This window comes from Pelagibius litoralis, from assembly GCF_011683915.1.
Lineage (GTDB): Bacteria > Pseudomonadota > Alphaproteobacteria > Kiloniellales > Kiloniellaceae > Pelagibius > Pelagibius litoralis.
This window is the reverse complement of the sequence record NZ_JAAQPH010000006.1, coordinates 258836-281623: the sequence shown is the minus strand read 5'-3', so window position 1 is coordinate 281623 and position 22788 is coordinate 258836. Positions and strand designations below refer to the sequence as shown.

The window sequence follows — 22788 nt, the reverse complement described above, 5'->3', positions numbered from 1 at the left end:
GGCACCGGACCCTCAGCTCTGGCCCGGTCTTAAGGGATTCTCGCTCTGCCCAATCCCCAAGGCCGTTTTCTTCCGTGGCCGGCTCATCGAACCGAACCACCGCCTCTCCTAGAGGAGAGACACAGATAGCCGGCGCGGCCTGCGCCTTTGGGGCGCAAGCCGGCCGGTATATCTGCAATGGCGTTCGATCAAGCTACTTGAGCTCGACCGATGCGCCAGCCTCTTCGAGCTTCTTCTTGAGCTCTTCGGCTTCGTCCTTGCCGACGCCTTCCTTCACCGCCTTCGGTGCGGATTCGACAAGATCCTTCGCCTCTTTCAGGCCCAGTCCGGTAATCGCACGGACTTCCTTGATGACGTTGATCTTCTTGTCGCCGGCGGCAGCCAGAACGACGTCGAACTCGGTCTGCTCGGCAGCAGCCGCCTCGGCCGGAGCCGCAGCAGCCGCAACAGCAACCGGAGCCGCCGCAGAGACGCCCCAGCTATCTTCCAGTTTCTTAGCCAGCTCAGCCGCCTCGATGACGGTCAGCTTCGACAGCTCTTCAACCAGCTTATCCAAATCAGCCATTTCTTACTTTCTCCTAGGCTTGAACTCTCGTCCGTGACGAGGCTTACGCGGCTTCTCCCTGAGAGCCGTAGGCACTGAATACGCGGGCCAGCTGAGCAGCCGGCGCCTGCACCACACCCGCCACCTTGGTGGCCGGGGCCTGCAGAACACCGATCAACTTGCCGCGCAGCGCATCGAGCGACGGCAGGGTCGCCAATGCCTTGATCCCATTGGGATCCAGCATGGTCGCACCCATCGCACCGCCGATGATCGTCAGCTTGTCGTTCTTCTTGGCGAACTCCACGCAGACTTTCGCAGCCGCCACCGGATCTTCCGAAACGGCAATCGCCGTCGGTCCGGTGAACATGTCTTTCAGCGCCTCGAACTGAGTACCCTCAAGGGCAAGACGCGTGAGCCGATTCTTGGTCACCTTGTAGCTGGCACCCGCCTCTAGCATCTGACGCCTGAGAGACGATGCCTCGGCCACTGTCATCCCGGACTGCTGGGTGACAACGACCAGAGTCGTCTCGCTGAACGTGCTATGCAGACTGGCGACCAGCTCTTCTTTTTGAGATCGGTCCACGAGTCACTTCCGCTCTACTTGGTCGGACCGCAGGATTGCGGTCCTTCCGGTTTCAACGAGGACCACCGGCTTTAGGCTCCGGTGATCCGGCTCGCCTGTCCCGGAAGTTCAAGCCTCTCGGTCCCCGAGGTGGGAACCGCGAAACCCTTTCCTCCCGTCTATGCAGGCCCGGATGGCTTAAACCGGCCCCGGATCGCCCCTTCTTGGAGGCTCCCCGCGACCGACACCTGCAGTCTCGGACAGGTTGGTCCGGCAGCTTGGCTGCCGTCCCACTTCCAGCCGGCGCCCCCAAAAAAGTCAGGAGGCTACGGCCGAAAATCCCGTTTTGGCAGACCAGGCTTTAGGCCTGGATGCTGCCCAGTTCAACGCGCAGGCCCGGCCCCATGGTGGACGAAAGAGCAATGCGCTTGATGTAGGTACCCTTGGCGCCGCTTGGCTTGGCCCGCGAAATCGCCGCAACAAAGGCCTTCACGTTCTCAACCAGCGCGTCTTCGCCGAAGCTCGCCTTGCCGACGCCGGCATGGATGATCCCCGCCTTCTCGGCGCGGAACTCCACCTGACCGCCCTTGACGGCCTGGATGGCGGCGGCCACGTCGGCGGTCACGGTACCCAGCTTGGGGTTCGGCATCAGGCCGCGCGGGCCCAGCACCTTACCGAGACGACCGACCACCGGCATCATGTCCGGCGTCGCGATGCAGCGATCGAAATCCATCTCGCCGGCCTGGATCTTCTCCGCCAGGTCCTCGGCGCCGACGATATCGGCGCCGGCTTCGCGGGCCTCGTCCGCCTTGGCCGCACGGGCAAAGACCGCGACCTTCACGGACTTGCCGGTGCCATGGGGCAGCGAGACAACGCCACGGACGTTCTGGTCCGCGTGGCGCGGGTCAACGCCCAGGTTCATCGAGATCTCGATGGTCTCGTCGAACTTGGCCTTGGCACTGGCCTTGATCATCTTCACCGCTTCGTCGATGCCGTAAACCGCATTGCGGTCAATACCATCGTAGGCTGTTTTCAGCCTTTTTCCCTGAGATCCCATGGCCCTACTCCGTCACCTCGATACCCATCGAGCGCGCCGAGCCCATAATGATCTTGGCGGCAGCGTCGATGTCGTTCGCGTTCAGATCCTCCATCTTCGCTTCCGCGATTTCCCGGACCTGAGCCATGCTTACCTTACCGATCTTATCGCGGTTCGGTACGGCCGAGCCCTTGGCGACCTTGGCTGCCTTGCGCAGGTAATAACTGGCCGGTGCGGTCTTGGTCTCGAAGGAAAAAGAGCGATCCGAATAGGCGGTAATGACCACCGGCGTCGGGGCACCCTGCTCGATGTTCTGGGTCGCCGCATTGAAGGCCTTGCAGAACTCCATGATATTCAGACCACGCGCACCAAGCGCCGGCCCGACCGGCGGCGAGGGATTCGCCTGACCCGCCGGAATCTCCAGCTTGATGAAACCTGATACTTTCTTCGCCACTTTCTATCCCTTTCCAACATCTAGGGTTTTGCGGTACGGCGCGACCTGTGGACTTGGTGCGGCAGCGCCTCCCGCAGGTCCGGACAATTCGGCCCGGACGGTTAAAAATCGTTACAGCTTCTCGACCTGCGAGTACTCCAGTTCGACCGGCGTCGCCCGCCCGAAGATCGACACCGCCACCTTGAGGCGGGCGCGCTCCTCGTCGACCTCTTCCACCAGGCCGTTGAATGAGGTGAAGGGCCCATCGGCCACCCGCACCTGCTCGCCGATCTCGAAGATGATCGAGGGCTTGGGCCGCTCAACCCCTTCCTGAACCTGGCGCAGAATCCGCTCCGCCTCTTTCGAGGAGATCGGCGTCGGCCGCCGGTTGCCGAGGAACCCGGTCACCTTCGGTGTGTTTTTCACCAGATGCCAGGACTCATCGGTCAGTTCCATGCGCAGCAGTACATAACCGGGGAAGAACTTGCGCTCTGCATTGACCTTCTGGCCGCGGCGCAGTTCCACCACTTCTTCGGTCGGCACCAGCACCTGCTCGAAGAGGTCTTCCATGCCCTTCTGCCGCGCCTGCTCGGTAATCCCCTCGGCGACCTTCTTTTCGAAGCCGGAATAAACGTGCAGCACGTACCAATGCATCGCCATGGCCTTAACCCCCCAGCCCAAGAATCTGCTTCACCCCAAAGGAAAGCACCTGGTCGACCAGGAAGAAGAAAATCGCCGTCAGGAACACCATGATGAACACCATGATCGTGGTGACCACGGTTTCCTTCCGGGTCGGCCAGGTCACTTTCTTGACCTCGCCGATGACCTCGCGAACGAACTGTGCCGGGTTAATCATTGCCATCAGTTGGAACTGCTTCCTACTACGCCTAAACCGCGCCGATAGCGCGGTTGTAAAAATTCTGCCTGCCTGCCTGCCTTGCCGGGGCAAAGCCTGCGGGCGGCTGCTTATGACCCGTGCCGCCGCCTGCGCTGGCAGGAGTGGAGGGACTCGAACCCACAACCCCCGGTTTTGGAGACCGGTGCTCTGCCAATTGAGCTACACTCCTTCGCGCCGCCTGCCGGGCCTTGGGACCTGATGTCCGGCCGGCCTGGCCTCCGGAGTGTCGCCGGCGGGCCCCTTTTTCAAGGAAGCCCGCAAACGACCCGCTTACGCTACCGTCTCTCTTTACTTACTAATTCCGGCGACGACGCCGGCACCGACGGTTCGGCCGCCTTCGCGGATGGCAAAGCGCAGGCCTTCATCCATCGCGATCGGCGCAATCAGCTCTACCGTCATCGACACATTGTCGCCCGGCATCACCATCTCCGTGCCCTCAGGCAGCGTCACAACACCCGTCACGTCCGTCGTGCGGAAGTAGAACTGCGGCCGGTAGTTGGTGAAAAACGGCGTATGACGCCCGCCCTCTTCCTTCGTCAGGATGTAGGCCTCCGCCGTGAAGTTCGTGTGCGGCGTGATCGACCCCGGCTTGGCCAGAACCTGGCCGCGCTCAACGTCCTCACGGCCCACACCGCGCAGCAGCGCACCGATGTTGTCGCCCGCCTCGCCCGAATCAAGCAGCTTGCGGAACATCTCAACGCCCGTGCAGGTCGATTTCTGCGTATCGCGGATACCCACGATCTCAACTTCGTCGCCAACCTTCACGATCCCCGACTCAACACGGCCCGTAACCACCGTGCCGCGGCCCGAAATCGAGAATACGTCCTCGATCGGCATCAGGAACGCCTTGTCCTTGGGCCGGTCCGGCTGCGGGATGTAGCCGTCAACCTGCTCCATCAGCGCCAGGATCGAGTTCTTCCCGATCTCATCGTCCTTGCCCTCAAGCGCCGCAAGCGCTGAGCCCTTCACGATCGGAATGTCGTCGCCCGGGAAGTCGTAGGACGACAGAAGCTCGCGGATCTCCATCTCCACAAGCTCAATCAACTCCTCGTCGTCAACCTGGTCGACCTTGTTCATGTAGACCACCAGCGCCGGAACACCGACCTGACGCGCCAGCAGGATGTGCTCGCGCGTCTGCGGCATCGGACCATCGGCCGCCGAAACAACCAGGACCGCGCCGTCCATCTGCGCCGCACCCGTGATCATGTTCTTCACATAGTCAGCATGGCCCGGGCAATCAACGTGCGCGTAGTGACGGTTCGCCGTCTCGTACTCAACGTGCGCCGTCGAAATCGTGATCCCACGCGCCTTTTCCTCAGGCGCCTTGTCAATCTGGTCGTAGGCCGAAAACTCAGCACCCCCAGACTCCGCAAGAACCTTCGTGATCGCCGCCGTCAGCGTCGTCTTTCCATGATCAACGTGGCCAATCGTACCTACGTTGCAGTGCGGCTTCGTCCGCTCAAACTTTGCCTTCGCCATTACCTTACCGTTCCTGTCGTCGTCTCAGGCGCATAAATGCATCTGCGTTCTACACCGGACCGACCGAGGCCGGATTCCGTTCGCTCTTGGAGCGGGTGGCGGGAATCGAACCCGCGTAGCCAGCTTGGAAGGCTGGAGCTCTACCATTGAGCTACACCCGCAACGATCTCTCGCACCCGCCCTATTGCGCGCTCCGCATCCCGCCAGAAGGGATCTTGGTGGAGGGGGTTGGATTCGAACCAACGTAGGCATAGCCAACGGGTTTACAGCCCGTCCCCTTTAGCCACTCGGGCACCCCTCCAGCCGACGCAACCGGCGGTGCGATGGAGTTGCGAAATATGTTGATTTAATTCAGCCTGTCAACTTCTAAACACGGCAAAAGCGCCCCTTTCGACCATTTTGACCGGGTGGTCGAGAGGAACGCAGATGGATGTCGCTGCTCGTTCTTATGATATTAGGTCTCCAAATGACGAAACGCAAGACCAAGCACTCTGGAAGCCAACAGGGGAAACAACCCGTCCGGACGGGCCGAAACGACCGAAATCCGCGGCATTCCGCGCCCAGCGCCGGCCTTTGGCTCTACGGCGTTCACCCGGTTCTGGCGGCCCTGGCCAACCCGCGCCGCCGGATCCGGCGGCTGCTGCTCAGCCCCGAGGCGGCCCAGACCTGGGGCCAGCGGCTGCGTCAGGAACGCGATCCGCACCACGACAAGATCAATCCCGAAACCCTCAGCCGGCGGGAAATCGACGATTTACTGCCGGAAGGCGCGGTTCATCAGGGGCTCGCCCTCCTGTCACAGCCCCTGGACCAGCCGGCGATCGAGGACATCATTGCCGATAAAACGCACCATGAGCTGGCCGAGTCGCCGCCGGGCCGCCGGGTCATCCTGCTGCTCGATCAGGTGACCGATCCGCACAACGTGGGGGCGGTTCTGCGCTCCGCCGCCGCGTTCGGCGCCCAGGCAGTGGTCGCCCTGGACGCCGGAGCCCCGGAGGAAAGCGGCAGCCTGGCGAAATCCGCCTCCGGCGCGCTCGAGGTCATGCCCTATGTCACCGTCACCAACCTGGCGCGGACCCTCGATAGCCTTAAGGAAGCCGGTTACTGGTGCCTGGGCCTGGCTGGAGAGGCCGATCACAGCCTCGCCCAAAGCAATCCGGCAGAGGCCGTCGCCCTGGTGCTGGGCGCCGAGGGCAGCGGCCTGCGCCGCCTGACCCGGGAGCGCTGCGACCTGCTGGTGAAGCTGCCGACCCGCCCGCCGATTCAGGCCCTCAATATCTCCAACGCCGCCGCCGTGGCTCTCTACGAGCTGCTCGGCCGCGGCTGAAATCCCTACTTCCCCGGGCTTTTCCGGCCGTTCCCGCCGCCGGCCGGCTAACTCAGCCGCCTTGCCAGCCGCGCGAACGGCGTGTTAGCGGTTTGCCCACATCAACACGCAGGTGATTATGAGCTCCGCCATCGAAGCCTTTCTGAAGGAAAACAGGATCGACGAGGTCGAATGCCTCGTCCCCGACATGGCGGGCATCGCCCGCGGCAAGATCCTGCCGGCCAAGAAGTTTCTGGAGGGCATGCGCCAGCGCGGCCTGCGCATACCGGAGGATGTTTTTGTCCAGACCGTGAACGGCGATTATCCGGAAGACCCCACCCCGGTGGTCAGCGCCGCCGCCAGGGATGTCTATCTGACCCCCGATGCAGAGACCATCCGAATTGTACCCTGGTATTCAGAACCGACGGCGCAGGTCATCTGCGATGCCTTTCAGTTCAGTCATGAGCCGGTGGAGATCGCCCCAAGACGAATCCTGAAAAAGGTGCTGGAGCTGTACGCCGAGCAGGGCTGGACGCCGACCGTGGCGCCGGAGCTGGAGTTCTTCCTGGTCGATGTGAACACCGATCCCGATTACCCGCTGGAACCGCCGATCGGCCGCTCGGGCCGGCGCGAAACCAGCCGCCAGGCCTACGGGCTGGACGCGGTGAACGAGTTCGATCCGATCTTCGAAGAGGTCTATGACTTCTGCGAGGCCATGAACATCGACATCGACACCCTGACCCACGAGGGCGGGGCCGCCCAGATGGAGATGAACTTCAATCACGGCGACGCCCTGCTGCTGGCCGACCAGGCCTTCCTCTTCAAGCGCGCCGTGCGCGAGGCCGGGCTGCGTCACAAGGTCTATGCGACCTTCATGGCCAAGCCCATGCAGGGGGAGCCGGGCAGCTCCATGCACATCCACCAGAGCGTGCTCGACGCCAAGACCGGCCGCAATCTCTTCGCCACCAAGGGCGGCAAGGATACCGCCCTGTTCCGCAACCATATCGCCGGGCTGCAGCGCTACCTGCCCGCGGTGATGCCGCTGCTGGCCCCCAACGTGAACAGCTATCGCCGGCTGGTGCCGGACTACGACGCGCCGATCAACACCCACTGGGGCTACGACAACCGCACCGTGGGCCTGCGCGTTCCCAATTCCGGGCCGGAGAACCGCCGGGTGGAAAACCGTCTGGCCGGCGCCGACGCCAATCCCTATCTGGCCATTGCCACCTCTCTGGCATGCGGTTACCTGGGCATGATGGAGAAACTGAAACCGCGCCAACCGGTCGATGGCAGCGCCTACCGCCTGGCCCGCACCCTGCCGCGCACGCTTTACGATGCGCTGGAGCGCTTCAACGGCGCCAAAGCGCTGAAACCCGTCCTCGGCGCCCTCTTCATCCAGGCGGTCACCCTGGTGAAATACGCGGAGCTGGATGCCTACCAGCAGGTGATCTCGTCTTGGGAACGCGAGCACCTTCTGCTAAATGTATAGGCCTTGATCGACTTCTTGGATCCATTTGGAACGGAATCGAACAGCCGGCATGCACAAGACCGCCAATACCATCGCAGAAGACTTCGCGGCCGCCGACGCGGCAAGCCGCCGGGTTTCGCTGCGTTGCCGCCTGGCTGAGCTGCTGCTGAACTGCGCCAGAATCGGCTTCAATCCCTAGTTCGCGGGGCCCTTCACAAGGCAAAGGAAACCCTTCCTTCCCCCAGCGAAACCGACAGGATTGAAGCCATGACCACACAAACCATCCGCAATTCCACGGCCGTTTGGCGCGCCGCCGACACCCGCCACCACCTGCACCCCTTCACCGACTTTCAGGGCCTCGCCGCCGAGGGCGGCAGCCGTATCATCACCAAGGCCGAGGGCGTCTGGCTGGAAGATTCGGAAGGCGCCCGCATCCTGGACGGCATGTCCGGGCTGTGGTGCGTGAACGTCGGCTACGGGCGCGAGCGCCTGGCCAAAGCCGCCTATGAGCAGATGTTGGCGCTGCCCTACTACAACACCTTTTTCAAGACGGCGACGCCGCCCTCGATCGAGCTGTCCGAAAAGCTCGCCGCCCTTACGCCCGAGGGCTTGAGCCGGGTGTTCTATGCCTCCTCCGGCTCCGAGGCCAACGACACCATCGCCCGCATGGTCCGGCGCTACTGGCAGTTGGCCGGCCAGCCGGCGCGGCGCAACATCATCAGCCGTCACAACGGCTATCACGGCAGCACCATGGCCGCCGCCAGCCTGGGCGGCATGCAGCCGATGCATGAACTCGACGGCCTGCCCCTGCCCGGCTTTCATCATGTCCGCCAACCCTATTGGTTCGGTGAAGGCGGCGACATGTCCCCGGCGGATTTCGGCATCGCCGCGGCAAAAGCGATCGAAGACAAGATCCTGGAGCTGGGGCCGGAGACGGTCGCGGCCTTCATCGGCGAACCGATCCAGGGCGCCGGCGGCGTCATCATCCCGCCGGAGAGCTACTGGCCGGAGGTGCAGCGCATCTGTAAGGCCCACGACATCCTGCTGATCGCCGATGAGGTGATCTGCGGCTTCGGGCGCACCGGCCATTGGTTCGGCAGCAATCTCTATGACATAAAGCCCGACATGATGACCCTGGCCAAGGGCATCACCTCCGGCTACCTGCCGCTTTCCGCGGTCATGGTCGGCGACCGGGTGGCCGATCTGCTGTGGTCGGAGGGCGGAGAATTCGCTCATGGCTTCACCTACTCCGGCCATCCCGTGGCCTGCGCCGTGGCGTTGGAAAACATCGCCATCATCGAGGAAGAAAAGCTGGTTGAGCGGGTGCATGACGACACCGGCCCCTACCTGCAGCAACAACTGGCAAGCCTGGCCGAGCACCCGCTGGTGGGCGAGGTGCGCGGGGTTGGCTTCATCGGCGCGATCGAGCTGGTGACCGACAAAGCCAGCCGCGGCCGCTTCAATCCCAAGGGACGCGCCGGCACCCTCTGCCGCGATCACTGCGTGAAGATCGGCGTGGTCTCGCGCGCCGTCGGCGACACCATGGTGGTGGCGCCGCCGCTGACACTGACCCGCGAAGAGGCCGACGAGCTGGTGAAACGCCTGCGCCTGGCCCTCGACGGGGCGGCGGCAGACCTGAATATCAAGTGACCTGAACGGGAGGCATGCCGCAATGCGCCAGGTGACCGTCGCCGCCAGCCAGATGGCCTGCAGTTGGGACCGCGAGGCCAATGTCGCCGGGGCCGAGGCCCTGGTGCGCGAAGCGGCCGGTCAGGGCGCGCAGATAGCGCTGATCCAGGAGCTGTTCGAGACACCTTACTTCTGCGTCGACCAGAAGCAGGAGTACTTCGCCCTTGCCCACCCGGTAAGGAACCATCCGGTGCTGGCGAAGATGTCGGCGCTGGCGGCGGAGCTCGGCGTGGTGCTCCCGGTCAGCTTTTTTGAGCGGGCGAACAATGCCCACTACAATTCCCTGGCCATGATCGACGCCGACGGGACCAACCTGGGCGTCTACCGCAAATCCCACATCCCCGACGGGCCGGGCTATCAGGAGAAGTTCTACTTCAATCCCGGCGACAGCGGCTTTCGCGTCTGGCAGACCCGCTACGGCACTCTGGGTGCCGGCATCTGCTGGGATCAGTGGTTTCCGGAATGCGCCCGGGCCATGGCGGTGATGGGGGCGGAGATCCTGTTCTATCCGACCGCCATCGGCAGTGAGCCACAGGACCCGGCGATCAACTCCCGGGACCATTGGCAGCGCACCATGCAGGGCCATGCCGCCGCCAACCTGACTCCCCTTGTCGCCTCCAACCGCATCGGGCGGGAAGAAGGCGAGGCCGCGGGCATCACCTTCTATGGGTCCTCCTTCATCGCCGATCCGACCGGCGCCAAGGTGGCGGAAGCAAACGAGACCGACCGGGCGGTGATCACCGCCACCTTCGACCTGGATGCCGTTCAGGCGCAGCGGGCTTCCTGGGGCCTGTTCCGGGACCGGCGGCCGGAACTCTACGGCCCGCTGCTGACCTCCGACGGCCGGACTTTTCCCGCCTGATCGCCATGCCCCGCCCGCAAATCCGTCTCGCCGAGGAAGCCGACAAGGCACAGATCGAGGCCATCGTCGCGGCCGCCTATACCCCCTACCTGCAGCGCATGGACCGGCCGCCGGGGCCGATGGTCGACGACTATGCAAAGCGCATTGCGGCCGGCCAGACCCATGTGCTTGAAAGCAACGGCAGGATCGTCGGGATTCTGGTGCTGGAGCCGGGCGAAGACTTCCTGCTGCTGGACAACATCGCGGTCGACCCGGCCGCCCAGGGCGGTGGCTATGGAAAGATCCTGATGGCTTTTGCCGAGGCGGAAGCGCGGCGCCAGGGCTACGCCGCCATCGTGCTCTATACCAATGAGGTGATGGTGGAAAATATCGCCATCTATGCGCGTCTCGGCTATGTGGGGATCGAACGCAAAGCGGTAGCCGGCTACGACCGCGTCTATATGAGAAAGCTACTTTAGCGCCGCCTTAATCCCGACCGCGCCGGCCCTCCCCTAGTCGAAGTCCTCGCCTTCGGTCAGAACCAGATAACCCTCGGTATCGACCTCGAGCCCCAACTCCTCGCTGCCGCGCAAAACCAGATCGTCCAGATCAAGACGAACGGCCGGCGCGCGATGCTGTATCGCGGCCGCCTGGAAATCAATAACAGTCATGTCCCTCAGCCCTTCTTGTACCCGCCGTGCTGCCGCAGGTCGACGGCACGACCGGAACCTTTGCCCATCGTGGCGTTAAACTTAGGGCCGGAGACAAGCTCCGCGTGCGTCAATGCTAAGGCAATTTCAGCCCAAAAGGGGCCCGGCGATAGAAAGGATCAGGCGGCAAATTCGCGCATGGATAGGCGGCGCGGGCAGCGGGAGAGAGCCTTGCAAATTCCATAAAAAACGGCGGGGTCCGGTAAGACCCCGCCGCAGCAACGAAAGCTGTTTTAGTGCTTACTGAAGATCGATCCAGATGGTCTTCACTTCCGTGTATTTCTCCATGGCATGCAGCGACTTGTCGCGGCCGAAACCGGACTGCTTGAAGCCGCCGAAGGGGGTGGAGATTTCCCCGGCGTCGAAGCAGTTCACCCAGACCACACCGGCACGCAGCGCCTTGGCGGTCTTGTGGGCCTTTTTGATGTCGCTGGTCCAGACCGCACTGGCCAGACCGTAGATCGTATCGTTGCCGATCCGGATCGCTTCTTCCGGATCGGAAAAGCTGATGGTAGAGAGCACCGGCCCGAAGATCTCCTCCTGGGCGATGGCCATGTCGTTCTTCACGTTGTCGAAGATCGTCGGCTCGATGTAGTAGCCACCGGTCTCGGCCATGATGCGTTCGCCGCCCATCGCCAGCTTGGCCCCTTCGGCCTGACCCTTTTCGATGTAGCCCAGCACCCGCTCCATCTGGGTATCGTCGACCATGGCGCCCATCTGGGTCGCCGGGTCGAGGGGGTCGCCGACCCGCATCTGCCGGCCGACCTTCATGATGCGCTCCAGCAGCTCGTCCTTGATGGTCTCCTCGACCAGCAGGCGGGAGCCGGCGTTGCAGACCTCACCCTGGTTGAAGAAGATCGCCCAGGCGGCGGCGGTCGCCGCGGCGTCCAGGTCCGGCGCATCGGCCATGACGATGTTCGGGGTCTTGCCGCCGCATTCCAGCGACACCCGCTTCATGTTGGACTCGCCGGAGTACTTCAGGAACAGCTTGCCCACCTCGCCGGAGCCGGTGAAGGCGATACCGTCGACATCCATGTGGCGGCCCAGGGCCTGACCCGCCGTCTCGCCGAAACCGGGAACGACGTTCAGCACGCCCTCCGGCAGACCCGCCTCGACCGCCAGTTCGGCGACGCGGATAACGGTGAGCGGCGACTGCTCGGCCGGCTTCACGATCATCGAATTGCCGGTGGCCAGCGCCGGGCCCATTTTCCAGGCCGCCATCATCAGCGGGAAATTCCAGGGCACCACGGCGGCGACAACGCCCACCGGCTCGCGCACCATCATGGCGACCGCATCCGGGCCGGTCGGGGCAATCTCGTCGTACATCTTATCGATGGCCTCGCCGTACCAGCGGATGCAGTTGGCGACGCCGGGAATGTCGATGCGCGTGGAATCGCCGATCGGCTTGCCCATATCCAGGGTCTCGAGCAGCGCCAGTTCGGTGGTATGGGCATCGATCAGGTCAGCCCAGCGCTGCAGCACCTTCTTTCGCTTGGCCGGATGCATGTTACGCCAGCGGCCATCCTCGAAGGCGGCGCGGGCGGCCTTTACGGCACGGTCGACGTCTTCCTGATCGCCGGCGGCAACCTGGGTCAGAACCTTGCCGTCGACCGGCGAGACGCAGTCGAAGGTCTTGCCCGAGGCGGCATCGGCGAACTTGCCGTCGATGAAAGCCTGGTTGCGGAACGACAGGCCCTGGACCTGATTTTTGAGGGTTTCGATGGAGAGGGCCGCTGACATGGCGTTTGTGCTCCCTGGGCCAAATTGCTTGTGTTGGCGTCTTGAGGTTGGCGTTTTCCCGGGCCGGAACGCCGCCAGAGACCAGGGAAACAGGTCTTCAGGGGCGAACCGCCGTTTCCCGGACCTTAAGCCCGCCCGGACAGGCAAAGCAAGCCTTGGCGACAAGGCGCATAACCGCCCCGCAGCCCCCGCATAGGCAGGCCCGAAGCCCAAACTTGCAGCGCGCCACCAGCCGCCCTATCTTGCGCCCTGATACCCCTTGGCGCCCAGGCCGATTGCCTGCCGCCGCCGGGCGCACGGTATCCAGGGCCGGCTTAGCTCAGTTGGTAGAGCACCTGATTTGTAATCAGGGGGTCGCGGGTTCGAATCCTGCAGCCGGCACCATATCCTCCACGGTATTCTTCGCAGCGGTGTCATCGGCCCGTTTGGCGAGGCCTCTGTCCATCAGCCGGAGGCTTTCCGGACTTCAGTCGATCAGCGCAGAGTCTGGGGCTCCCAGTCTGGAGCGCCCTACCTCAGCGATAGAAGCTGATTCCACAGAGCGACAGGTCAGCCTGAAAAGCGCGGCCGATGGCGACAAGGCCTACGCGCCGCAACCGGGTCACGTCCAAAGCCGTTTCCAGGCGATGGGGAGCAAAATCGGCAAACGGCAGATCGATGGTCTGCAGCGCCTCTTTGGCAAGGAACGAGGCGCGATAAGATTGCCAGGGCTTGTTGATGTCGGCGCTGCGCAGATGCAGCGCATAGACCTCGCCATTGCCGCGTACCGTTATCCGCAGGCCGGCATAGGCCGATGCATCGAGCACTTCCTCAGAGGGCGACAGGTCAAGCGCCGCCTGGATGAAACCGCCGTTGTTGTCCAATCGCACCGGGCCGCCGAGATGCAGGCAGTCGCTTTGCCCGATCTGCCGACGCTCGACCGAGACCTCGGAAACACCCCCCATCACCTGATCGCTGACGGCCCGCCAGCGGGTACCCAGCGCAGAGGTCAGGTCCGGTCTGGAGAAGTCGTCAATCAGCATCTGGCTATCCGCCGTTTTTCCAATAGCGGCATCCTGAAGCAAGAACAGGAGAGACGCCAAGCCAAGCGGATACCATAGCAAGCGGCAAGGCGATGCGACGCCGGACGCAGGAACGCAGGCGCCTATCCAGCGCCACCAACCGCCATACCGCACATCTGCCTTACGAGCCACCAGAGGGTGACTTCCGAAGTTTTTCCGGACTGGTCTCGACGACAGCCTTGGACGAAACGGGATTGCTTGAGCAAGGCCCCGTTTCTTCACAGACCTCTCGGCCTTTGCCACCAAAGGCGCCGGCCAGGCGCTGAAGCCGGGGGCGAAACCGCAAGAAGTAATCGTAAGACCCATTGATCAGCCAGGTCAAAGGCCAGAGGCTGAAGAGCCTGCCGACTGGGCGAAAGCCGGGCAGTGCCTGCCACAGCCGGGCAAAAGCTTCGCCCCCCGACACGATATCTCCTGCTTCATCGCGCACATGAAAGCGTGCCATCGCCTCATCTCTGAACAGTCCCGGCGCGACTTCACCGTCATCAGCCTCGCTCACGTCGACCCAATGCAGCGCTGCTGCACCTTTGCGGCGGCGGTAAAACCCGATCTCGCGTTCACAGAGGGGACAGGCGCCGTCGTAAAAGACGGTGAGCGATTTTGCGGGAGGCAATGAACAGCCTGTCAGCTTTGTGCGGCAGGGCGCGTGGTTGATTCCGACCGAGGCCCAGACAAGCTGTTCTCCCGTTTTTTGGTGCATGACCGCGCAGCGCCGACGGCCAGCGCACCGAAGGCGACACCGGCCAACAGGTGGACGCCGAAACTCAATCCAAGACGAACGATCAAGACGGACTCCTTTCGCCCCGGCATTTCCTGCAGCGCTTTGCCAGCGCCGCCATGGTGCCGCCGACCGCAATGCCGAGAACAAAGCCCTTTGCTGCGACAGAATATCCGATTACTGCAAACACGATCTCATTCTCCAGCGTCGGTGGTATAGCCCGCGCAGCAGACCCATAGGGGACTGTTCCTGCCCGGAGCATTGTTACCTTAATTCGCAAGTATACCGACGCCGCCAGATTTCAAGTCGCGCGGCCCTTTGGATGGCAGGGCCTGTCCTCCGGCTTATTGAACGCTGCTCAGATGACCGCCATTCGAAAGCGGAAGGAGCAGTGCCAGCACGACCGCGCAGGCAAAGCCCGTCATCATGGTTCGCTTCGCCGCTGCCCTGGCCCGGCCACCCCTGGAGGCAAGCGCCGAAACCACCGCGCTCAAAAGGGCCGTTATCAGACTGATGATATTGGCCAGCGGTATGGTCATAGCGGTCGCGTAGTTGGGGTCCAGCTGATTGTGCAGGACGGCAGCGGCCATCAGGCCCACGGATCCGGCCAGCAGAACAATACCCGATATCACGCCAAACATGGCACCTCTCCCAAAGCTGAGCGACTTCACCGAAAAGGAAACACCTTGGCCGTGCCGCAGGCCCGGACCAAGGTGTCCCATTTCCAAGGCGTCCCGATTCAATGACGGTGAGTCGTCTTTCACCGCCCTGTTTGCGGATCGCCGCTTCTTAGTTCGACGTCGTCGCCGGGGCGCTGGCATCGGGGGTGCTGGCAGCCGTGCTGCCGGCGGCCGGGCCGTCCACAAACGAAATCGAATGCGGGCTGCCGGAACCGTCAACCGTCTCGATACCGTTGCGGATGCTGCCGACCAGCTTCTTGATGCCGGGGTTCATCTGAACGGTTACCAGGCCACCGTCCGTCGTGGTGATCTTGCCGGCATGAACGGCCGCCAGACAGATGATGGCCTTCTGGGCATAAGAGTCCGTGCCGATCACGCGCCGCGGCTTCATGTCGGCGGGGGCGGCAGGGCAGTTGAAGGTGAACTGCTGGCCGACCAGCTGCTTGTGGGCGAAGCCGCTGCGGGAAAACCTGCTGTCCCATTTCAGGCGCTCGATATAGGGCGCCCGGGCCTCATCGGCCGCGGAGGAACCGGCGGCATCAACGAAGACCATGCTGCGTTTGGTGCCCGGCAAGCTGCCGCTATCGACATCATTACGGCTGCTTCCCTCGTAGGATTCCAGGCCGGGATTCAGCTGAACCGTGACCTTGCCGCCGTCGGTCGTAACTTTGCCGGCATGCAGCGCGGCAACGCAGATCGGATTGTTGCTGGGATAAACGTCCGTTCCGTAGATCGCGTCGGCTTTGTCTTTGATTGAAAGCGGCGGGCATACGGCGCTGAACCGCTGTCCGATAAACTTGTCGCTATCGAACTGGTAGTTCCCGAGGGTGGTGTTCAACTCGATTTCAGGAATCTGCTGGGCAGCGTCCTGGGCCGCAGCCTGATTGATCGCCACCCCACCCAGAGAAAAACCCGCAGCCGCAACCGCGGCGAGAAAGGTAATGTTGCGCTTAGTCATGTCTAGGTCTCCTAATATTTTGATTGGTTATGCTGTCGCTGCCCGGACGCCCGCAGGGACAGGACCGTGAAATTCCGGCCCTTTTTTGTCCGCAACGGACATGCAGCTGTCTCCGCAGATTCGGCTACACGAATTGCAAAGTCGCAGTGGTACGTGAATACGAAACTGAATGGTGATCGGCACGTGCCTCCTGTCCGGCCGCTCACGCGGAAACGCCGCGCAGCTACCTTCTGGTCGCTGCTGCCCGGGTAGAGGTTCAAAAGAAAATGATTTTCGTGCGTTTGCACGTCCGCAAAAGGTTGCGGATTGCCGTCGCCAAGCAGGCTCGATCTGCATGCGTTTCTCAGATAAGCTTATGCGCGGTCAGGCACGCGCATGATCCAGGCGACCGCGCTCTGCGTAATAAATTGCGTGTCCTCGGTCAAGAGGCGTCTTATGACTATTTGTGGGCAGGCTGGTGACGCGATGGTATATGGCCGTAGATATACGAGGATATGGGCTCCCCTACTCTTTTGTGCCTTCGCTGGCGGCGTAGCGGCGGCGGAAGAACCTTCAGCAGAGCAACGGCCGATAACCGCGACCTACGAGGTCTTCTTCGGCGGCTTCCATGTGTTGAACGCCGAAGCCCGGCTTGAAAACGGCGGTGAGCGCTACCGGGTCGCTGCGGCGGCGGAAACCCAGGGCATGCTCGGCTGGTTCAATCCCTGGAAAGGCGAAACCGAAAGCCGGGGCCTAGTCGCCGCCGACAAGATCATTCCCCAGCGCCATGACAACCGCGGCACGGCCGAGGAAGGCGAGCGCATCGTTGCCCTGCGCTACGACAATGCCGGCAACATCATCGAGGCGGACGTTATGCCGGAACAGGACTGGGAGGATCGCCACCCCCTGCCCGCCGATGCCGGCAAGGGCACGCTCGACCCCCTGAGCATTATCGCCGGGCTCGCACAACTGTTGCAGTCAGGCGGCGCCTGCGAGGGGCGCTTTGCCGTCTTCGACGGCCGCAAGCGTTATGACCTGACGGTCGCCGACGCCGGCACACGCAAACTGGAGCCCAACGACTACTCGATCTTCGACGGCGAAGCCCGGGGCTGCCGCCTGGACTATGAAATGCTGGGCGGTCACCGTGTCGAGCGCAGCAAGTACGCCGCGACGGCGCGCGAGCGCGTGATCTGGGTCGCCCGCCCGGCCGAGGACGCCCCGCTGATTCCGGTGCGCCTGCAGATCGAAACCGCCTACGGTACCGTCATGGGCCATCTGACCGGCTACAGCCTTGGCGATAAGGCCGAAGCCCTGCTGACCGACTGAACACTCGGTCGAAGCCATCGATAGGAAGCCTTCATTGCCGGTGTTAAAGCAGCTGGCCGGTGTTAAAACAGGCGTATGCTGCGCAAATCGATCACACCGCCTGCCCTGCAGTCCTACTATGACGACTGGTGCTTTTCACCGGCCATTGAATCCGATGGCCTTGTCTTCTTGTCCGGCTTCACCGGTGTCGCAGCGGATGGGTCGCTTCCGAACGACCCTGAGGGCCAATTCATTCAAGCCTTTGAAACCGTCAAGCTGGTCCTGACAGAAGCGGCGCTCGACTTTCGCCACGTGATCGAAATGACGAGCTACCATGTCGGCCTTCGGGATCACCTGGCGCTCTTTCGGCAGGTCAGAGAGCGTTACGTTACCGAACCCTATCCCGCCTGGACCGCCATCGGCGTCGCTGAACTGGCCGTCGAAGGCGCTTTGGTCGAAGTCAGGATAACCGCCTCTCGGACCGCCCTGGACTAAACAATCGCGGCCTAAACAATACTGATCTAAACAATACGGTTGGCAAAACCCTGGTATCGGAGGAGGATCGTTCCGGGACGGGGGAGCCGGGGATGGCCGTAGCGACGCAGGAACAAAAACCCTTTCAGGGCGTGGATCGTCTGGAAGCGGGTGACCGCATACGGCCCTTCAGCCTGCCGGACCCCGACGGCAAACTCATCAACCCACTCTTCGATCACCTTGCGGGCAAGCCGTTGGTGCTGATCTTCGAATGCGCCGGCAGCGGCCCTTCCTACGGCGACGAACTGTCGGGGCTGACCGAGACGCTGGAGAGCAGTGAATTTGCCCCCGGCGGACAGCCCCGCACTGCGGTGGTGCTGGCCGTTACCCGGCGCAGCCTTGCCGCGAACCGCGCCTTGCAGAACAGCCAGACCCTGCCCTTTCCCATACTCGCCGATGCTAAAGCCGAGGTCTATCGTGCCTGTGGCCTGGACCCGCAGACCATCGGCCGTTCCGCCGTCACCTTCGTGCTGGACGCCAACCTGCGGATGGTGGCGGTGATCGACGGCGGCGGCGCCACGCGCGGCGCCAAGATCCTGACGGCCCTGGAATCCGCATCGGAAGATCCCGCTACGACAGCGATGGCCGGTCACCCGCCGGTGCTCGTCCTGCCGCGCACGCTAACCGCCCGGGACTGCGCCGACCTGATCGACTACTGGCACCGCCCGGCCCCGGTCTGGGAGGCGGAGGGCCTGAACAGCCGGGGCTTCGAGCAGGAAACCGGCGACTTCATGGTGCGCAACAAGGATTACGGCAAAGTTCTGCAGCGGGTGGTGCGCGACGGGCCGCTGCAGAAGTATCTCGACGCCAAGATCCACCGCCGGGTGATGCCGGAGATCCGGAAGGCCTTTCAGACCAAGGTTTCGCGGCGCGAGGAATACCGCATCGCCGGCTATGACGCGGCGGAGGACGGCAGCCTGGGCCCGCACCGCGACAACCCGACGAAGGAAACCCGGCACCGCCGCTTCACCCTCTCGGTCGCCCTGAACGCCGGCGACTTCGAGGGTGGGGCCTTGCGCTTCGGCGAATACAGCCAGCAGGGTTACAGGGTGCCCACCGGCACCGCCATCGTCTGGTCCTGCACCCTGCTGCACGACATCCTGCCGGTCACGGCGGGCCGCCGCTTCATCCTGGGTACCCATCTGTTCGGGAACTAATCACGGCTCTCGCCCGCCTGCCCCGCACCCGCCATGCTCGGGCTTTGTCCCGAGCATCCATGGTTCGGCCGGTTTCGAACCGTCACCATCAAGACCCAGAGGGTGGCGCGATGGACCCTCGGGACAAGCCCGAGGGTGACGAACGGAAAACACCCCCGTCATGCTCGGGCTTTGTCCCGAGCATCCAAGGTTCGGCCGGTTTCGAATCGTCACCACCAAGACCCCAGAGGGTGGCGCGATGGACCCTCGGGACAAGCCCGAGGGTGACGAACGGAAAACACCCCCGTCATACTCGGGACAAAGCCCGAGGGTGACTATAGAAGAGCGCGGCGGTGAGACCGGCTCAGCAAGGCGCGGACCGGAACCGCTTAGGCCACTGGCTTCGCAAGGCAGACGCCGGGGCCGCCGCTGCCGTCGGCGTCGATCAGCAGCACTCCGGCGGAAATGAAGGTCAGGCGCAGCAGGCGGGCACCGGCCGGCTTGAGGGCGCAGTGACCGAGTTCGAAGTTGCAGAGGGTGATGTAGTGGATGCCGCTGCGCTCGGCGAGGTCCTCGCGGCTCCACTCCAGCATGGCCCGGGCGGCGCGGCACTGATGGCCGGTGATCCGGGTGGGCTCCGCCGGGGGCGGCAGGGTTGCGGCGCCGTTGTTGGAGGGCCGTTTGCCTTGAGAATGCGAATCCGTGATAAGGCTAGGCTTAGCCATGGCCTGACTCCTTTACAGTCGGGTTGTGGTCAGGCGCGGGCGGGTGTTCCACCACCCGTCTGCGCCGTCTAGAGAATACAAAGTTTTATGTATCGTAAAACTTTGTATTTAATACCAAGACTGTGTTGGACCGTCAAACGCTTTGTCGTATCAGGAGCCCATGAGCCTAACCCTGGAACAATGCCGCGCCGGTCGCGCCCTCTTGAATTGGTCGCAGCCCAACCTCGCCGAAGCCACCGGCTTAACACGTGAGACCATTGCCAACTTCGAAACCGGCGCCCATACGCCCCATCCCAACAACCGCGCCGCCCTGCGTGCTGCCCTGGAGAACGCGGGCGTGATCTTCATCGACGAAGACGACACCGCCGGCCCCGGCGTGCGCCTGCGCAAAACCTGACGCCCCTCACCCTCGGCACCCCAAAACCGTCATGCTCGTGCTCGACACGAGCATCCATGCTCCGGCCCGACCCAGACCTTCGCCGCCAAGGTTCGCGCGGCGGCGCGATGGACCCTCGTGACAGGCACGAGGGTGACGAACGGAAAACACCCCGTCATACTCGGGCTTTGTCCCGAGTATCCATGCTTCGGCCCGTCCCGGGCATTGGCCGCCAAGGTTCGCGCGGTGGCGCGATGGACCCTCGTGACAGGCACGAGGGTGACGAACGGAAAACACCCCGTCATACTCGGGCTTTGTCCCGAGTATCCATGCTCCGGCCCGGCCCGGGCATTGGCCGCCAAGGTTCGCGCGGTGGCGCGATGGACCCTCGTGACAGGCACGAGGGTGACGATAGGAGAGGATGGCCGTCTTACATCAATTCCCAAGCACCTCGATCGCCTCGCGCCGGAAGGGCGTTACGTCGGGATCGATAACCTCGCCGAAGTCGCGGGCGTAGCGGTGGCCGGCGAAGACGGCGGCGGCGATGGTGCCGGGGGCGCGGCCGTCGCCGATGCTCCCCAGCGTTTCGATCCCGATGTCGGTCCCGTCGCTCTCGCGGGCTTTCAGATCGAGATAGAGTTTTTCATTCGGCAGCCGTGATGTCACCGCAACCAACAGCACGCAGGCGAGCCTGTCTGGCGCGCCGGTGTAGCTGCAGGCCAGATCGACGCTATCGGCGCCGCGCGCCGTCATCACTGCGTTCAGCCTGATGCTCACGCCGCTCTCCACCAGCCGGCGGTGGATGCGCGGCTGATCCAGGGCGTGCTGGGTCCAGGCGGACACCAGGGGCGCGGGCGTTACCAGCGTCACCGCCCGCCCTGCCCTGGCCAGCACCTCCGCCATCAGGCCGCCCATCACGTAGCCCTCGTCGTCATAGACCACCACAGGCCCGTCGGGCAGCGCCTGATCGTCGAAACCTTCGGCCATCACATCGTCGGGGGTCAGCAGCGGGCCCCTATCCAATCCAGGAATCTCAGAGTGACGCGTGCGCCCGATGCCGTCGCGCCGCCAGACAGCGCCGGTCGCCAGGGCGACATGGGCGATGCCGTAGCTCAGGATGTCGTCGGCCGTGAGGTCGCTTGCCAAATACATCTCGACGTTGGCCAGCTTGTGCAACTGGCCGAGGCGCCAGTCCCGCACCCGGCCCCAGGAGGCGAGGCCCGGCAACTTGCATTCACGCGCCACGCGGCCGCCCCAAACCTCTCCTGCTTCCGCCAGCACCACCTCCAGGCCACGCTGGCCGCAGGCGCGCGCCGCTTCCAGCCCGGCGGGGCCGCCACCGACGATCAGCACCCGCTCGCGCTGTTTGATCTCGGGGATCACCTCCGGGTGCCAGCCGCGGCGCCACTCCTCCCCCATGGTCGGGTTCTGGGTGCAGCGGATCGGCGCCGCGAAGTTGTCGCCGGTGACGCAGATGTTGCAGCCGATGCATTCGCGGATGTCGTCGATGCGCCCGGTCTCGATTTTCTTTGGCAGGAAGGGATCGGCGATGGAAGGCCGCGCCGCACCGAGCATGTCCATGATGCCCTGCTTCACCACCCGCACCATGGCATCGGGCGAGGTGTAGCGGCCGACCCCCACCACCGGCTTTGTCGTCAAGGATTTCACGAAGCGGGTGTAGGTTTCCTGATAGCCCTCTTCGGCGAAGCGGGCGGTCTGGCTGTCGTTATCCCAGCCCGAGACATTCACATCCCAGAGGTCCGGCAGTTCGGCCAACATCGCGACGGCATCGTGCCCCTCGCCCCCGGCGGTGATCCCGTCCGCGCCCAGCAGCTCGTCGACGGCGAAGCGAAAGGCGACGCCACAGCGGTCGCCGACCGCCTCCTTGGTGTCGATCAGGACCTCCCTGATCAGCCGGACACGGTTTTCCAGGCTGCCGCCGTATTCGTCCGTGCGGTCGTTGTGGCGCCGCGAGAGGAAGTGCTGCAGCAGCGACATATCATGACCGGCATAGACGTAGACGATGTCGAAGCCGGCCTCTCTGGCGCGCAGGGCCGCGTTACGGTGCCAGCGCCTGAGGTTGGCGATGTCCGCCTTGTCCATGGCCCGGGCCTGCAGCGGATCGCCGGAATCGACGGCCCGGTGGGACGGGCCCATGGGTACCTCGCGGCTGTAGTGATTGGGGCTGTGCAGGCCATTGTGAACCAGTTCGATCCCCGCCAGCCCGCCCTGGGCATGCACCGCCTCGGTCAGCGCCGTCAGGTGCGGCAGGTCCTGGGCATCCCAGATGCGGTTCTCGACATAGGGGCTGATCTCGGCGGAGGGATGAATCTCGGCTTCTTCGGTACAGACCACGGCCCAGCCGCCCTCGGCCTTCATGCCGCGCAGGGCGGCATTGGAGCTGGGATAGCGGTAGCCCATGCCGGCGCAGTGCGGCACCTGGTAAAAGCGGTTGCGGGCGGTCACCGGCCCGATGGCCACCGGCTCGAAAAGAATGTCGTAACGGGGATCGCGCATGAGGGTCCTTCAACGTCTGTCTCTTGACAAGCAGGCTAACCGCTGCGGCCTCTTTCGCAACTTTTCTGGGACGGTCTCTTCGCAGATTGCAGTGGC

At 63.6% G+C, this 22788-nt stretch carries 25 protein-coding genes and 4 tRNA genes; 11 read left to right on the top strand and 18 right to left on the bottom strand.

Going from position 1 to position 22788, the window contains the following annotated elements:
• Positions 1-193 precede the first annotated feature (193 nt).
• From rplL to HBA54_RS10380, 10 genes are all read right to left on the bottom strand, one after another.
• The gene (gene rplL, locus HBA54_RS10425) at positions 194-565 is read right to left on the bottom strand and encodes a 50S ribosomal protein L7/L12 (RefSeq protein ID WP_167224139.1); all 372 of its coding nucleotides are present in this window, start codon (positions 563-565) and stop codon (positions 194-196) included.
• Between the two features lie 43 nt (positions 566-608).
• A complete protein-coding gene (gene rplJ, locus HBA54_RS10420) occupies positions 609-1127 on the bottom strand; it encodes a 50S ribosomal protein L10 (protein WP_167224137.1) in 519 nt (172 codons plus the stop codon).
• Between the two features lie 340 nt (positions 1128-1467).
• Complete coding sequence (gene rplA / locus HBA54_RS10415; RefSeq protein ID WP_167224135.1) at positions 1468-2163, bottom strand: 50S ribosomal protein L1; 696 nt, start codon at positions 2161-2163, stop codon at positions 1468-1470.
• 4 nt (positions 2164-2167) lie between these two features.
• Positions 2168-2596 (bottom strand): 50S ribosomal protein L11, encoded by a 429-nt coding sequence (gene rplK, locus HBA54_RS10410; protein WP_167224132.1) that lies wholly within the window; start codon positions 2594-2596, stop codon positions 2168-2170.
• 111 nt (positions 2597-2707) lie between these two features.
• Complete coding sequence (nusG, locus tag HBA54_RS10405; protein WP_167224130.1) at positions 2708-3235, bottom strand: transcription termination/antitermination protein NusG; 528 nt, start codon at positions 3233-3235, stop codon at positions 2708-2710.
• A gap of 4 nt (positions 3236-3239) precedes the next feature.
• A complete protein-coding gene (secE, locus tag HBA54_RS10400) occupies positions 3240-3437 on the bottom strand; it encodes a preprotein translocase subunit SecE (protein ID WP_167224128.1) in 198 nt (65 codons plus the stop codon).
• Between the two features lie 129 nt (positions 3438-3566).
• Positions 3567-3642 (bottom strand) — tRNA-Trp (locus HBA54_RS10395).
• 119 nt (positions 3643-3761) lie between these two features.
• On the bottom strand, positions 3762-4952 hold the full coding sequence (tuf, locus tag HBA54_RS10390) for an elongation factor Tu (RefSeq protein ID WP_167224126.1): 1191 nt from the start codon (positions 4950-4952) through the stop codon (positions 3762-3764).
• A gap of 87 nt (positions 4953-5039) precedes the next feature.
• A tRNA-Gly gene (locus HBA54_RS10385) sits at positions 5040-5113 on the bottom strand.
• Positions 5114-5168: 55 nt separating this feature from the next.
• Positions 5169-5253, bottom strand: a tRNA-Tyr gene (locus HBA54_RS10380).
• Positions 5254-5418: 165 nt separating this feature from the next.
• Between HBA54_RS10380 and rlmB the strand changes: the two genes are divergently transcribed.
• From rlmB to HBA54_RS10355, 6 genes are all read left to right on the top strand, one after another.
• On the top strand, positions 5419-6276 hold the full coding sequence (rlmB, locus tag HBA54_RS10375; RefSeq protein WP_167224124.1) for a 23S rRNA (guanosine(2251)-2'-O)-methyltransferase RlmB: 858 nt from the start codon (positions 5419-5421) through the stop codon (positions 6274-6276).
• Positions 6277-6394: 118 nt separating this feature from the next.
• On the top strand, positions 6395-7744 hold the full coding sequence (locus HBA54_RS10370; protein ID WP_167224122.1) for a glutamine synthetase family protein: 1350 nt from the start codon (positions 6395-6397) through the stop codon (positions 7742-7744).
• Positions 7745-7793: 49 nt separating this feature from the next.
• Positions 7794-7922 carry a hypothetical protein gene (locus tag HBA54_RS29435; protein ID WP_277345353.1) on the top strand — a complete coding sequence of 43 codons (129 nt, stop codon included), beginning with the start codon at positions 7794-7796 and terminating at the stop codon, positions 7920-7922.
• Positions 7923-7990: 68 nt separating this feature from the next.
• Entirely contained in the window at positions 7991-9373 is a 1383-nt protein-coding gene (locus HBA54_RS10365; protein ID WP_167224120.1) for an aspartate aminotransferase family protein, read from the top strand.
• A 22-nt stretch (positions 9374-9395) separates the two neighbouring features.
• Positions 9396-10274, top strand: coding sequence for an N-carbamoylputrescine amidase (aguB, locus tag HBA54_RS10360; RefSeq protein WP_167224118.1), 879 nt, complete (start codon positions 9396-9398; stop codon positions 10272-10274).
• A gap of 5 nt (positions 10275-10279) precedes the next feature.
• Positions 10280-10732, top strand: coding sequence for a GNAT family N-acetyltransferase (locus HBA54_RS10355; RefSeq protein ID WP_167224116.1), 453 nt, complete (start codon positions 10280-10282; stop codon positions 10730-10732).
• 33 nt (positions 10733-10765) lie between these two features.
• On the opposite strand, the gene HBA54_RS10350 is transcribed toward HBA54_RS10355, so the two are convergent.
• Both HBA54_RS10350 and HBA54_RS10345 read right to left on the bottom strand, forming a co-directional pair.
• Positions 10766-10924 carry a hypothetical protein gene (locus HBA54_RS10350; protein WP_167224114.1) on the bottom strand — a complete coding sequence of 53 codons (159 nt, stop codon included), beginning with the start codon at positions 10922-10924 and terminating at the stop codon, positions 10766-10768.
• A 279-nt stretch (positions 10925-11203) separates the two neighbouring features.
• Complete coding sequence (locus HBA54_RS10345) at positions 11204-12703, bottom strand: aldehyde dehydrogenase (RefSeq protein ID WP_167224112.1); 1500 nt, start codon at positions 12701-12703, stop codon at positions 11204-11206.
• Between the two features lie 308 nt (positions 12704-13011).
• Between HBA54_RS10345 and HBA54_RS10340 the strand changes: the two genes are divergently transcribed.
• A tRNA-Thr gene (locus HBA54_RS10340) sits at positions 13012-13087 on the top strand.
• Between the two features lie 131 nt (positions 13088-13218).
• Here HBA54_RS10340 and HBA54_RS10335 read toward each other — a convergent pair.
• The 4 genes from HBA54_RS10335 to HBA54_RS10320 all read right to left on the bottom strand — a co-directional run bounded on the left by HBA54_RS10335 (position 13219) and on the right by HBA54_RS10320 (position 16120).
• Positions 13219-13725, bottom strand: coding sequence for a CIA30 family protein (locus HBA54_RS10335; RefSeq protein ID WP_167224110.1), 507 nt, complete (start codon positions 13723-13725; stop codon positions 13219-13221).
• 160 nt (positions 13726-13885) lie between these two features.
• On the bottom strand, positions 13886-14377 hold the full coding sequence (locus HBA54_RS10330; protein WP_205944546.1) for a thiol-disulfide oxidoreductase DCC family protein: 492 nt from the start codon (positions 14375-14377) through the stop codon (positions 13886-13888).
• Positions 14378-14826: 449 nt separating this feature from the next.
• Positions 14827-15123 (bottom strand): hypothetical protein, encoded by a 297-nt coding sequence (locus HBA54_RS10325; RefSeq protein ID WP_167224106.1) that lies wholly within the window; start codon positions 15121-15123, stop codon positions 14827-14829.
• Between the two features lie 148 nt (positions 15124-15271).
• Positions 15272-16120 (bottom strand): LCCL domain-containing protein, encoded by an 849-nt coding sequence (locus HBA54_RS10320; RefSeq protein WP_167224104.1) that lies wholly within the window; start codon positions 16118-16120, stop codon positions 15272-15274.
• 375 nt (positions 16121-16495) lie between these two features.
• On the opposite strand from HBA54_RS10320, the gene HBA54_RS10315 reads away from it, so the two are divergent.
• From HBA54_RS10315 to HBA54_RS10305, 3 genes are all read left to right on the top strand, one after another.
• Positions 16496-17425 (top strand): DUF3108 domain-containing protein, encoded by a 930-nt coding sequence (locus tag HBA54_RS10315; RefSeq protein WP_322096012.1) that lies wholly within the window; start codon positions 16496-16498, stop codon positions 17423-17425.
• A 75-nt stretch (positions 17426-17500) separates the two neighbouring features.
• The gene (locus HBA54_RS10310) at positions 17501-17899 is read left to right on the top strand and encodes a RidA family protein (protein ID WP_167224100.1); all 399 of its coding nucleotides are present in this window, start codon (positions 17501-17503) and stop codon (positions 17897-17899) included.
• Positions 17900-17991: 92 nt separating this feature from the next.
• Positions 17992-19095, top strand: a complete 1104-nt coding sequence (locus tag HBA54_RS10305) for a 2OG-Fe(II) oxygenase (protein ID WP_167224098.1) — start codon at positions 17992-17994, stop codon at positions 19093-19095.
• A 368-nt stretch (positions 19096-19463) separates the two neighbouring features.
• Here the strand turns inward: HBA54_RS10305 and HBA54_RS28680 are convergent, their stop codons facing one another.
• Positions 19464-19799, bottom strand: a complete 336-nt coding sequence (locus tag HBA54_RS28680) for a helix-turn-helix domain-containing protein (protein ID WP_205944545.1) — start codon at positions 19797-19799, stop codon at positions 19464-19466.
• A gap of 160 nt (positions 19800-19959) precedes the next feature.
• On the opposite strand from HBA54_RS28680, the gene HBA54_RS10295 reads away from it, so the two are divergent.
• Positions 19960-20196 carry a helix-turn-helix transcriptional regulator gene (locus HBA54_RS10295; protein WP_167224096.1) on the top strand — a complete coding sequence of 79 codons (237 nt, stop codon included), beginning with the start codon at positions 19960-19962 and terminating at the stop codon, positions 20194-20196.
• 414 nt (positions 20197-20610) lie between these two features.
• Here HBA54_RS10295 and HBA54_RS10290 read toward each other — a convergent pair whose 3' ends face one another.
• Positions 20611-22692: an oxidoreductase gene (locus HBA54_RS10290; RefSeq protein ID WP_167224094.1), complete on the bottom strand. Its 2082-nt coding sequence runs from the start codon at positions 22690-22692 to the stop codon at positions 20611-20613.
• Positions 22693-22788: the final 96 nt, after the last annotated feature.